This window comes from Congregibacter variabilis, assembly GCF_045689235.1.
In the GTDB taxonomy this organism is placed as follows: domain Bacteria; phylum Pseudomonadota; class Gammaproteobacteria; order Pseudomonadales; family Halieaceae; genus Congregibacter; species Congregibacter variabilis.
In genome coordinates this window covers 2,530,926-2,542,093 of the sequence record NZ_CP136864.1, presented here as the reverse complement: position 1 = coordinate 2,542,093, position 11,168 = coordinate 2,530,926, and the positions used below count along the sequence as shown (strand labels likewise).

Sequence of the window (11,168 nt, the reverse complement as noted above, 5' to 3'; positions counted from 1 at the left end):
GCTAAGCATGGGAGGCTTCCTGGAAACCATTCTCGCCTTTATGGACAAAGGCGGGAATGTGCTCTGGCTAATCGCGATCCTGGTCTTTGTAATGTGGACCCTGATCTTCGAACGGCTCTGGTTCTTCACCTTTGTGTGGCGTAAAGAGGTATTTGAGACCATTAATGCCTGGGAGTCGCGCCCTGAGCGCAAGTCCTGGAATGCAAAGCAAATCCGGTCTCAACTCCTCTCTATCAGTCGCGAGGACATTCAAGCGAATCTGCCGGTCATTACTACCTTGGTAGCACTGTGCCCACTGCTGGGTCTGTTAGGCACGGTTACAGGCATGATCGAGGTGTTTAACGTGATGGCGGTTACCGGCGGTGGAGATGCAAAGTCCATGGCCGGAGGTGTCGAGCGAGCGACAATTCCCACGATGGCGGGCATGGTTGCCGCGCTTTCTGGATTGTTTGCCAACACCTATATACAGCGTGTCGCAGATCGCGAGCAGGAATTGCTCGAAGACCAGCTGACTTCCGACCACTGATTTTCGGATCACTGAGCCGGACCAACAGGTACTTATTAAATGCGCAAACTAGTCAAGAAGCAGGAAGATGAGGGTGCTGAGATCGATCTCACGCCCATGCTGGACGTGGTATTTATCATGCTCATCTTCTTTATTGTTGTCGCTTCGTTTATCAAAGAAGCGGGTATTGAAATTAACCGCCCAGATAACACCAACTCAGATCCATCGGATGCCAGCAGCATTCTGGTGCGCATCCAGTCTGACGATCAGATCTGGATGGAGAACCGCCGGGTAGACGCGCGCGCTGTGCGAGCGAATATCCAGCGACTCCTTGCAGCCGATCCTGAGCAGGCGGTGAGTATCAAAGTGGATAAAGGCGCAAAAGCTAACACCGTTGTTGATGTCGCTGACGCGGCTCGAGAAGCGGGGGCCGGAGCGGTCAACTGGGCTAGCGGGGAGCGTAAGTAATATGAGCTTGCAAGAAAGCGCTGCCAAACGAAAAGCCGCGGATGCAGAAGCGGGACAGATTGACCTGACGCCCATGCTGGACGTCGTGTTCATTATGTTGATCTTCTTCATCGTGACTTCTTCCTTTGTGAAGGAGCCCGGTATTGAAATTTTCAAGCCCCAGGCAGCGACAACGCTGGCTTGTGAGCGGGGTACGATTATTTTTGCTGTTGATAGTAAGGGCGATATCTACTACAACAAGAACAAGGTGCCTATGGAGCGCGCCTCCCAGATGGTAGAAATTGCCAAAAAGGAAGCGCCTCAGGCGAATATGGTGATCCAGGTTGATCAGGATACGCCGGCCTATGTGGTTGAGGATTTGTATGACGCAGTCCGCGATCAGCTGACGTCTCCACCCTGTATTTCCACGGATGACGAGGCGTAATCGTTATGGGTAATTCATTTGCACGGTCGTTTATCGGAGCAGTGGTTGCGATACCCGTAGTCTTCGGGCTGTTCTTCTTAATGCAGAGCCTTATCGACAAGGACTACGAGCAAACCGATACCAAGGGTCGCAAGATCGCAGATATTGTGGTGCCTGAACGTGAGATCGAGGTGAACACCAAAGAGGTGAAGCCCGAGAAAGTTGAGGATCCAGAGGAGCCGCCACCAGAGCTGCAGCCATTGGAACTCGATTTCGATACTGATATGGACGTTGCTAATATTGCCCCTAATGCGGGTGTGCAGATTCAAATTAGCAGTAGCGGTATGTCTTCCGGCGACGGCGAATATCTTCCCATCGTAAAGGTTGCACCCATTTATCCGCGTCGTGCTCAGACTCGTGGCATTACAGGCTACTGCATTGTTGAATACACAGTGACCAAGAGCGGTTCTATTAGAGACCCGCTTCCGGTTGATTGTTCACCTTCAGGAGTATTTGAGCGTGCGTCTGTAAAAGCCGCAGAGAAGTTCAAGTACAAGCCCCGTGTTGTAGACGGCGATGCAATTGAAGTGGCAGGCGTACAAAACAAGTTCACCTACGAACTCGAGCAGTAAGCGGGAGATCATCGAAGGCATGTCTATGAATTTCACAAAACGCGCGATGCATGTGGGCGTAAGAAGTTTTCTTCTGGCGCTTCCCGTAGTGGCGGCACAGCTGGTTATTTCGCAGACCGCACTAGGCCCCGCTCTGAGCGGTATCGCCTCTGCCCAGGCGCAGGATGCTCAGCCAAAGCAGGAGCAAGAGACTCGTCGTACGCCTGCTTTGCGTAATAAGGTTTACGAGAAACTGGCTGAGGCCCAGGAAGCAGCGGAAGCCAAAGACTTGGCAACGGCAGCCAGAGTTCTGGATGACATGCTTGCTGGACGCCGTGACAATGAACTCAACAGCTACGAGTTGGCGAACGTGTACAACCTGTATGCGTTTATCCACTACTCTAATGAAGACTATGCCTCCGCACTTCAGGCTTATGAGAATGTCATCAAGCAGCCAGACATTCCTCTGGCGATGGAAATCAATACCCGTTTCACTGTAGCGCAGCTTTATTTTGTACAGGAGCGCTGGGCTGATGGTATTGGCGCCATGGAAAAGTGGTTTGCCATGACTGATACGCCCAATGCCAGCGCATACGTGTTGATGGCGCAGGGCTACTATCAGCTCAAGGACTACGACAAGGCGCTGACCAACATCAATATCGCCATTGATGACTACGATGAAAAAGGCAAGATTCCCAAGGAGCAGTGGTACAACCTTGCTCGCTTCCTTTATGCCGAAAAGAACATGATCGATGAGGCCACGGCGACGTTGCAGAATCTGATTACCTTCTATCCGAAGAAGCAATACTGGGTTCAGCTCAGCTTCATGTACTCGGAGCAAAATAAAGAAGCAATGCAGCTCGGTGCCATGGAAACTGCCTACGTTCAGGACATGCTCGAAAAGGATGGCGAGTACCGCAACATGGCTTCGCTACTGCTGAATGCCGAGGTGCCCTATAAAGCCGCCCAGGTATTACAACGTGGGCTGAAGGAAGAGATCGTTCAGGATAACTCCAAAAACTGGGAGCTTTTAGCCGGCGCACTGCGTCAGGCACAGGAAGTAGATGATGCGATTCCTGCCATGGAGAAAGCTGCGTCACTGTCTGATGACGGAGACCTCTACGCGCGGTTGGGGAACATCTATCTGGATGCGGATCAGAACGAAAAGGCGATAGAGTCTATTAACAAGGGCTTGAGTCGTGGGGGCGTCAAGCGGGCAGACAATGCGCGTTTGGTGCTGGGAATGGCTTACTTTAATACCAAGCAGTACGAGAAAGCGAAGGAAGCGTTTCGTGCAGCGGGTCGTGATGAGCGTTCCAAGAAGTATGCGGATCAGTGGATGAAGTACATGAATTCTGAACTTGAGCGTCAGAGAAGTCTGGCTGCAGAAGGGTAGTACTAGACAGCAGGCCCTGCAAAGGCCTGCTTGGCGGGTACTTAGCTTGTACCCAACTTGTACTCAACTGCGCGCTAAACCCACCTTCGAGGTGGGTTTTTTATGCCAGCTTGATGGACACTGCAAAGGGCGCTAGCCGCTCATTGCACCGACTGCATACAGCTTCTCCCGACAGTGCCTTGGCGCAGGCTTGATGTGTCAGATGGATCGGCGGACCCAGGCCCTTGGGATCGCACCAGCGGTCGCCCCACTGCAGAAGCGTCAAAAAATAGGGAAACAGATCCCAACCCTTCTCGGTAAGGTGATATTCGAAGCGGCGTGGCCGCTCCTGATAGGCCTGCGCGACGAAGATACCTTCTTTCTCCAGCAGCTTGAGTCGGTCACTGAGGATGTTGGTTGCCACCGGTAACTCCTTAAGGAACGTATCAAAACGGGAGTTGCCATGGAATGCCAGAGCAATGATGTTAGCTGTCCAGCGGTCCCCTACCAGATCAATAAGGTTGCGATATACGCTGTGCTGGCTTGGTACGCTGGACGACGACAGGGATGAGCGTCGACGGACTTTCTTTTGCCGTTGATCCCGCGTCGCCCCCGGTCCGGCGCTGTAGCTCACTTCCCGGCCGTTGACCCGCTGGGCACAGGAGGAGCAGCGCATTGTAGGCGTAAACGCCTCACTGCACGCCGTATGGATAAGCTGTATGGCGTCCAGCTGCGGTGTTCGATAGTACTTTCGCTCCCACTCAATGGCCATCATTGCGGAAGCATGCAGTTGCAGTGATTTTTTCGTCAGGTGGTAACTGCTGAAACGTCTTCCGGGCTGAGGTTCTCGTTTGCGCAAACAGCCAATAGATTGCAGCCATTTTAGCCGGTCTGATAGTACACCTCTTGATACCCCGGTGGCCTCGAGCATCTCGCTGAAATGGTTAATACCCCAGAAAACTTCCTGGATGATCAGTAAAGACCATTTATCGCCAATTTGATCAAGCGCGCGATTGATGGAGCTTGCGCGGGTGTACAGTACCGATGCATCAGCCGACTTTTGAGCGTTGCGCGGCTGGGCGTTAGCGGTCGGCAAACAGGTCCTCACCGCGCACCCAGGTGGCATGAAATCCTGACGGTACCCGCTGAGGCATCCGGACCCGGGCCAATGGGCCGACCTCGATATTCTGTGCATCAAAGACAAGGCACCAGGACGACCAATCCTTGCTATCGGTTACCAGAGTGATGACATAGCCATCATCCTCACCGCTAGCGCGGGTGGCACCGATTTTGGGCGCATAGACGGCTTCACTGCCAAACACGCCCGGACCGTAGCTCCACTCCCAGCGACGTCCGCTTTCATTGTCGTATTTAACGAGGCCTGTAAATCGCAGTGTATGCCCGCCCTCGTGTAGCAGCGGAATACGCTGGTGGTAGGCGTAGCGTGAATACACGCCATGAAAGAGTGGATTGGTCTTGTTGAACTCGGTATTGAGGTCGTCGAGTGAACCTTCACGAACCTCGCCGGTCTTGAGATTGAAGCGCCAGCGATAGTTATTCGCCTCAAGACGCATATAGGCCAACATGTGGGAAAGCTCGCCTTCATCGTTACTCGCATTTGGCATGGGATTGGTAGATCGACAGCCATCCATAATCACCCAATCCCCGTCTTCCCAGCAGTTGCTGGTGTGCAAAATGTAGCAAGGCTCACACTCAAACCAACGCACCGCATCGCCATTGGCATAGCGCGGTGCGATGCCAAAGCGCGTAGGAATATCCTTGTGGAAGGTTAGAACTCTCAGATGGTGCTGGCGGAGAACGTCCATGTTATGAAAAAACGGTAAATCATGAAGAATGGCGTAGTTCTCGGTAAAACCCATGTCATGGGGAAGACGCGCGCCAGGCAAATCCACCGCTGTTTCGTGGACGAGCTTGCCACTGGCGTCGGCCACGCCATAAGTCATGTACGGTGGCTCATCCCCATAGTCAAAGAACATCAGTTCTCCGGTGTTCCAATCGAGCTTGGAGTGCGCAGACATGCGGCGGTGTTGGCGCTCGGGGACCGCAAAGTCACCCAGGGTGTCCAGGGACTGAGTATCCAGCGCATAGGGGTTGCCTGCGTTGTACCACAGGCTTACCAACTCTTTTCGGTAATACAGGATGTCGGTGTTAGACGTGTCTTTGATACCAAAAGGCGAGACGCTGTAGTCGAAGGGCCCCATCACCCCCGGAGACACGGATTTGCCGCTTTTTCGTTCGTCAAGAAGCGCTTCGGTTTGTACCCAGCGATTACGGTAAGCCACCTGCCCATGGTCAAAGTACACGCCGTGAACCATGCCGTCGCCATCAAAGGGGTGATAGCGGTTTTTTGGGGGCAGCATTGGATTAGGTCCGTTTCTAAAGTACGCCCCGCGTAGGTCCTGGGGTAGCGTCCCCTCAACTTCCAGCCCCTCTTTTGAGAGCTCATGCACCGTGGGTGCGTAAGGTCCGTGAAGATAGGGATTGTCCAGTTCATAAATCCAGGCTGGGGCGTCGCTAAACTGTGTAACGCCGTCGACGCACTTGTCTACAGTCGGGAATTCCATCATCAACTTTGCAATATGACCCACGGCGCAATCCTTTGTTTTTACGCGATATTGCGGCAGTATAGCCGCGAGGTATGTTTATGCAAGTAACGGAATTAGAGATCTTGCGAGGGCTATTTGGCTCACCTAGACTGCGTTATCCAATAACAACGATGATCGTGGATTTCACCTGAATGACTGATGTATTTTCGCGCCTGCGCCTGCCTGTTTTCCAGGCTCCGATGTTTCTCCAGTCCGGGCCCGATATGGTAGTCGCCAGCTGTCGAGCAGGCATCGTGGGTAGTTTTCCTTCGGTGAACGCGCGATCCCGAGAGGATCTTCAACAGTGGCTTACACAGATCACCAAAAGCGTCACTGATACTGACGCGCCTTGGGCAATGAATGTCATGATGCATCGCTCAAACACCCGACGCATGGATGACCTGGCCCTTGCGCGGGAGTTTCGGGCACCCATCGTGATTACTGCATTGGGCAGCCCCCGGGATGCCATTGAGCAGGTGCACAGCTATGGTGGTCTGGTATTTGCCGATGTCATTGACATGGCTCTCGCTGCAAAAGCCATAAACGCCGGTGTCGATGGCCTGGTGTTGGTTGCTGCCGGCGCCGGAGGGCATACGGGGCAGCAGTCGGGCTTTGCCTTTGTAGAGGAGGTTCGCCGGCATTTCGATGGCTATGTGGTGCTTGGTGGCGGAATTAGCTCGGGCAGGGGTATTCGGGCCGCAGAGGTTCTCGGAGCAGACTTTGCATACATGGGAACGCGCTTTATCGCCAGTGATGAAAGTATGGCGCAGCCGGACTATAAGCAAATGGTAGTCGATAGCGTGGGTGCAGATATCGTTTGCTCCGATGCGCTCACCGGCGTTAAGGCCAATTGGCTTCGCGACAGCCTCATCAACGCTGGTTATGATCCGGATAAGATGCCCTCTGGCACAGACATCAACGTTATCGAGGCCGCAGGCGACGCACGACGTTGGCGCGATGTCTGGTCCGCCGGGCAGGGGGTTGGCGCTGTTGATAAGGTTCTGCCCATTGCCGCGATCGTGGACCAACTGGATAGTGAATATCACAAGGCCTGCGGGAGCTAGACCATGCGAGGGAATGCTCAGGATCGTGTGCAGACTTATACCGATGCCGGGTTGTGGGGTAGTGAAACACTCCACGACCTGCTGGCGCTAAATGCACGCAGGCAGCCTGATCGAGAAGCCGTGGTGGATCAGCCGGATAAGGAGGCGCTCATGGGAGTTGCCCCACGTCGGCTTAGCTTGCGCCAGCTTGAACAGGCGAGTAGCGCTTGTGCTCTGGAGCTTGCCGGGCGCGGAATTTCTCGTGGTGATGCGGTGCTGTTGCAGCTGCCCAACACGGCAGAGCTGATTGTTTTGTACTACGCGCTGAGCAAACTCGGTGCGGTAATTTCACCCATCGCCGTGCAATATGCTGCCCATGAAATTAGTCATTTCGCCGCTGAGTTAAAGCCCGCTGCTTTTATCACCCTCAGTGACTTGCGCGGGGCAGACTTGGTGAGTCAGGCTCAGGATGTGCTGCCTGATGTGCCTGTGTGGGACATACTTGGTGACATCGATGTCTTTGCCGGTGCAAACGCAAGCTCGCCGGTTCCCGCTGATGGCTGGGCCAGCGACGCCAACGCCATACTGACTGTTGCGTGGACATCTGGAACCACGGGCACCCCCAAGGGTGTTCCGCGGACCCACAACATGTGGATGGTCCAGGGGCGCATCACTTCCCATGCCGCGCAATATGCGGATGGTGAGCGCTTACTGTCGCCGTTCCCCATGATTAATATGGCTGCTTTGGGCGGTTTTTTGTTTCCGTCGGCACTATGCAATTGCACGTTGGTGTTGCACCACCCTCTGGATATCCCTCTGTATCTTCGTCAGTTGCAGGAAGAAGCCGTCAACTTCACGCTGGCACCACCACCGCTGCTCAACCGACTGGCCCAGCAAGCAGACCTGTGGAAGCAGTTTGATTTTTCGGCGCTGCGGGTCATCGGCTCGGGCTCCGTACCCTTATCTCCGGCGATGATCGAAGTGTTTGAGAGGGACTTTCACAAGCCCATTATTAATTTCTATGGCTCCAACGAGGGGATTGGCTTGATTAGCACTCCCGAAAATTCCCCATCGCCAAAAGACCGGGCACAGCTGTTCCCCCGTATGGGCACAGCCGATAGCAAGTTCGCCAGCTATGCCCCCAACGCGATGATTACTCGTATTGATGATCTGGAAACGGGGCGCGTTATTGATGAGCCAGGCGTGCCAGGCGAGCTCTGCGTTGATGGGCCCGGTGTTTTTGACGGCTACCTCAATCATAGTGGTGACGGTGTGTTTACCGATGACGGCTTCTTTCGCAGTGGAGATCTGGTAGAAATTTGTCCCGACATGCCTAGCCATTATCGTATCGTGGGCCGTTGCAAGGACATCATCAATCGCGGCGGTACCAAGCTGTCGCCCAGCGAAGTCGACAGCTTGCTGGAAGGGATACCTGGATTGGCAGAAGCGGCGGTCTGCGCCTATGCCGATCCGGATTTGGGTGAACGTGTCTGCGCCTGCGTGGTACCTCTTGCCGATACTAACGCTCCAACGCTTGAGACATTGCGCGGTCATCTTGCAGAGAAAGGACTCGCACGGTTTAAGTTGCCGGAGCGACTGGAAATTTTTGCCGCTTTGCCACGTAACCCACTGGGCAAGGTAGTGCGAGGTGAGTTACGCAAGCAGCTTGAAGCGCGATGATTGGTATTGCCAATAATTTGAATGTTGCAGGAGTACAAGAATGACCGCAGTTTATATGTTGGGCGGCGCCCAGACAGACTTTGCCCGCAATTGGCACCGCGAGGGTCTGGACATATACGCCATGTTTCGTGAAGTGCTGGAAGCAGCGGTGGTAGATGCGAATATCGATCCTGCGCGCATAGAAGTCGGGCACGTGGGGAATTTTGTCGCTGATCTGTTCTGCGGACAGGGACTCATGGGCGGTTTTTTTGCACATGTTTTTCCTGAACTCTCCGCAATTCCCACTTCCCGTCACGAGGCCGCGTGCGCATCGGGTTCTATTGCGATGTTATCGGCCATGCGTGACATCGAGGCGGGGCACTACGACGTAGCTTGTGTGCTCGGCATCGAGCTCATGCGAAATGTGGATGGCAAGACCGGTGCGGAGTATTTAGGTGCGGCGGTATGGCAGGGTCAGGAAGCAACTGATTGCGATTACCCCTGGCCCTTCCTGTTTGATCGTATCAGCGCGGAATACGAGAAGCGTCATGGTTTACAGCATGAGCATCTGGCACGCATCGCCGAAATCAATTTCGCCAATGCCAAGCGAAACCCTAATTCGCAGTCCCGAGACTGGCAGTTTCCCGAGGGCTGCTTCGGCGAAGATGACAAACTCAACCCGGTGATTGAGGGCCGGGTGCGCAAACTCGATTGCGGTCAAATCACCGACGGCGCTGCCTGCGTCCTTCTGGTGAGCGAGCGAGTGGCCAAAGAGCATGCTCACAAGCACGGCATGCGTCTTGCTGATATCCCCAGAATCAAGGGCTGGGGACATCGCTCCGCTCCTTTGTTGTTAGAGCAAAAGCTTGCGCTTAGTGAGGGCCAGCCTCTGCTGTTCCCTCATGCCGCTGCGGTGATTAACGATACTCTACGCAGGGCGGATGTCGCTCATATCAGTGACTTGGATGGCCTGGAGACACACGACTGTTTCACCATCACTGAATATATGGCGCTGGATCATTGTGGACTCACTGCTCCGGGCGAATCCTGGAAGGCTGTAGAGGAGGGTGTGATTGATGCCGATGGCGCCTTTCCGGTAAATGCCAGTGGTGGACTCATTGGTCTGGGACACCCGGTGGGGGCTACGGGCGTGCGGATGGCTCTGGACTGCGCCCGGCAGGTGACTGGTAAAGCGGGCGCCACACAAATATCGGGCGCCGAAAATATGATTACCTTTAATCTCGGCGGCAGCACCACCACCTGCGTAAGTTTATTGGTCGGCGTCGGCGAATGAATGATGCGCTGATCTATACCGGGCTGAGGAGTCCGCGAGGTCGGGCGCGGGATGATGGCGTATTACATGAGCTGACGCCCCATGCATTGCTAAAGCAGCTCTATGCGGGACTGTGCGAGCGCAGTGGTCTTAAGCCGGAAGATGTCGAAGACGTGATTCTTGGTTGCGTCACCCAGCATGGCGAACAGGCTGGCAATATTGCCAAGGCCTCTACCCTGTATGCCGGCTGGCCGGACAGCGTGCCGGGAATTACCGTGAGCCGTTACTGCTCATCTGGCGTTGATGCCATTGCCCTGGGCGCCCTGAAGATCAATGGCGGTGCAGCAGACTGCGTAATCGCCGGCGGGGTTGAAATGATGTCCCGGGTACCTATGCTCGGGGATGCTGCACGAATTTTTACGGATCCTGAGTTCGCGTTTCGCTGCAAAGTGCTCATGATGGGCAGTGGCGCCGATCTCATTGCCAGTCGTCTTGGGCTGACCCGCGCAGAAGTTGATGCAGTGGCTTTACAGAGTCAGCAGCGCGCCGCCGCCGCGCGCGACGCCGGCTATTTTGCCCAATCGATCTTGCCTATTCATACAGCCGGCGGTGTTGCAGATCGCGATGAGTGTATCCGCGATGACACGACGCCAGAGAGTCTTGCTGCGCTTTCTCCTGCCTTTGCGCGTCTGGGGGAGGCGGGGGTCGATGATTATCAATTGGCTGCAAATCCTCAGCTCTCAAACATTGAACACGTGCACACCGCCGGTAACTCCCCTGCTATGGCCGATGCTGCAAGTGTGCTGCTTTTGGGAAGCCGACAGCAGGGACGCCGTTTATCCATAAAACCAAGAGCTAGAATCGCCGGAAGCGTCACCGTGGGTGCCGATCCACTGCAGGTACTTACCGGTTGTGTAGAAGCCACCAAGGCCTTGCTGCAGCGTCAGGGCCTGACAAGCCAGGATGTCGACTTATTCGAAATTCATGAGGCGTTTGCGGCCACCAGTGTGATGGCCGAGCGAGAGCTGAAACTGGATCCCGAGCGCCTGAATGTCAACGGCGGTGTTATCGCGCTGGGACATCCTATGGGCGCTACGGGTCCCATTATGGCGCTCACACTGTTGGATGAGCTGGAGCGCCGGGGTCTTCGTCGGGGGGTGGTTGCGGCCGCAGGTGCGGCCGGTTCAGGAAGTGCTTTGTTAATCGATAGGGACTGCTGATATGT

Annotated in this window: 11 protein-coding genes; 9 read left to right on the top strand and 2 right to left on the bottom strand. The window is 54.7% G+C overall.

What is annotated here, in order from left to right; translation table 11 throughout:
• Nucleotides 1-7: 7 nt before the first annotated feature.
• From R0135_RS11170 to R0135_RS11150, 5 genes are read left to right on the top strand one after another with little or no spacing between them, the layout of a single operon-like run.
• Nucleotides 8-526 carry a MotA/TolQ/ExbB proton channel family protein gene (locus R0135_RS11170; protein WP_407346932.1) on the top strand — a complete coding sequence of 173 codons (519 nt, stop codon included), beginning with the start codon at nucleotides 8-10 and terminating at the stop codon, nucleotides 524-526.
• Between the two features lie 39 nt (nucleotides 527-565).
• Nucleotides 566-973: an ExbD/TolR family protein gene (locus R0135_RS11165; protein WP_407346931.1), complete on the top strand. Its 408-nt coding sequence runs from the start codon at nucleotides 566-568 to the stop codon at nucleotides 971-973.
• 1 nt (nucleotide 974) lies between these two features.
• On the top strand, nucleotides 975-1,397 hold the full coding sequence (locus tag R0135_RS11160) for an ExbD/TolR family protein (protein WP_407346930.1): 423 nt from the start codon (nucleotides 975-977) through the stop codon (nucleotides 1,395-1,397).
• A gap of 5 nt (nucleotides 1,398-1,402) precedes the next feature.
• Nucleotides 1,403-2,008, top strand: a complete 606-nt coding sequence (locus R0135_RS11155) for an energy transducer TonB (RefSeq protein ID WP_407346929.1) — start codon at nucleotides 1,403-1,405, stop codon at nucleotides 2,006-2,008.
• Nucleotides 2,009-2,033: 25 nt separating this feature from the next.
• On the top strand, nucleotides 2,034-3,383 hold the full coding sequence (locus tag R0135_RS11150; RefSeq protein WP_407346928.1) for a tetratricopeptide repeat protein: 1,350 nt from the start codon (nucleotides 2,034-2,036) through the stop codon (nucleotides 3,381-3,383).
• 100 nt (nucleotides 3,384-3,483) lie between these two features.
• Here the strand turns inward: R0135_RS11150 and R0135_RS11145 are convergent, their stop codons facing one another.
• A complete protein-coding gene (locus tag R0135_RS11145) occupies nucleotides 3,484-4,458 on the bottom strand; it encodes a winged helix-turn-helix transcriptional regulator (protein WP_407346927.1) in 975 nt (324 codons plus the stop codon).
• Complete coding sequence (locus tag R0135_RS11140) at nucleotides 4,445-5,971, bottom strand: carotenoid oxygenase family protein (RefSeq protein ID WP_407346926.1); 1,527 nt, start codon at nucleotides 5,969-5,971, stop codon at nucleotides 4,445-4,447. Before R0135_RS11140 ends, R0135_RS11145 begins: the two co-directional genes overlap by 14 nt.
• A gap of 149 nt (nucleotides 5,972-6,120) precedes the next feature.
• On the opposite strand from R0135_RS11140, the gene R0135_RS11135 reads away from it, so the two are divergent.
• From R0135_RS11135 to R0135_RS11120, 4 genes are read left to right on the top strand one after another with little or no spacing between them, the layout of a single operon-like run.
• Nucleotides 6,121-7,032 carry an NAD(P)H-dependent flavin oxidoreductase gene (locus tag R0135_RS11135; RefSeq protein WP_407346925.1) on the top strand — a complete coding sequence of 304 codons (912 nt, stop codon included), beginning with the start codon at nucleotides 6,121-6,123 and terminating at the stop codon, nucleotides 7,030-7,032.
• A 3-nt stretch (nucleotides 7,033-7,035) separates the two neighbouring features.
• Nucleotides 7,036-8,691, top strand: a complete 1,656-nt coding sequence (locus R0135_RS11130) for a class I adenylate-forming enzyme family protein (RefSeq protein ID WP_407346924.1) — start codon at nucleotides 7,036-7,038, stop codon at nucleotides 8,689-8,691.
• Nucleotides 8,692-8,731: 40 nt separating this feature from the next.
• Nucleotides 8,732-9,964, top strand: a complete 1,233-nt coding sequence (locus R0135_RS11125; protein WP_407346923.1) for an acetyl-CoA acetyltransferase — start codon at nucleotides 8,732-8,734, stop codon at nucleotides 9,962-9,964.
• Nucleotides 9,961-11,163 carry an acetyl-CoA C-acyltransferase gene (locus tag R0135_RS11120; RefSeq protein WP_407346922.1) on the top strand — a complete coding sequence of 401 codons (1,203 nt, stop codon included), beginning with the start codon at nucleotides 9,961-9,963 and terminating at the stop codon, nucleotides 11,161-11,163. The genes R0135_RS11125 and R0135_RS11120 overlap by 4 nt, the downstream gene beginning before the upstream one ends.
• The last annotated feature ends 5 nt before the right edge of the window (nucleotides 11,164-11,168 follow it).

Excerpts from the sequence above, each read along its gene's own strand:
- R0135_RS11125 (WP_407346923.1), top strand. The coding sequence starts at position 8,732 with ATGACCGCAGTTTATATGTTGGGCGGCGCCCAGACAGACTTTGCCCGC.
- R0135_RS11150 (WP_407346928.1), top strand. The coding sequence starts at position 2,034 with ATGAATTTCACAAAACGCGCGATGCATGTGGGCGTAAGAAGTTTTCTT.
- R0135_RS11155 (WP_407346929.1), top strand. The coding sequence starts at position 1,403 with ATGGGTAATTCATTTGCACGGTCGTTTATCGGAGCAGTGGTTGCGATA.
- R0135_RS11130 (WP_407346924.1), top strand. The coding sequence starts at position 7,036 with ATGCGAGGGAATGCTCAGGATCGTGTGCAGACTTATACCGATGCCGGG.
- R0135_RS11170 (WP_407346932.1), top strand. The coding sequence starts at position 8 with ATGGGAGGCTTCCTGGAAACCATTCTCGCCTTTATGGACAAAGGCGGG.
- R0135_RS11165 (WP_407346931.1), top strand. The coding sequence starts at position 566 with ATGCGCAAACTAGTCAAGAAGCAGGAAGATGAGGGTGCTGAGATCGAT.
- R0135_RS11120 (WP_407346922.1), top strand. The coding sequence starts at position 9,961 with ATGAATGATGCGCTGATCTATACCGGGCTGAGGAGTCCGCGAGGTCGG.
- R0135_RS11160 (WP_407346930.1), top strand. The coding sequence starts at position 975 with ATGAGCTTGCAAGAAAGCGCTGCCAAACGAAAAGCCGCGGATGCAGAA.
- R0135_RS11135 (WP_407346925.1), top strand. The coding sequence starts at position 6,121 with ATGACTGATGTATTTTCGCGCCTGCGCCTGCCTGTTTTCCAGGCTCCG.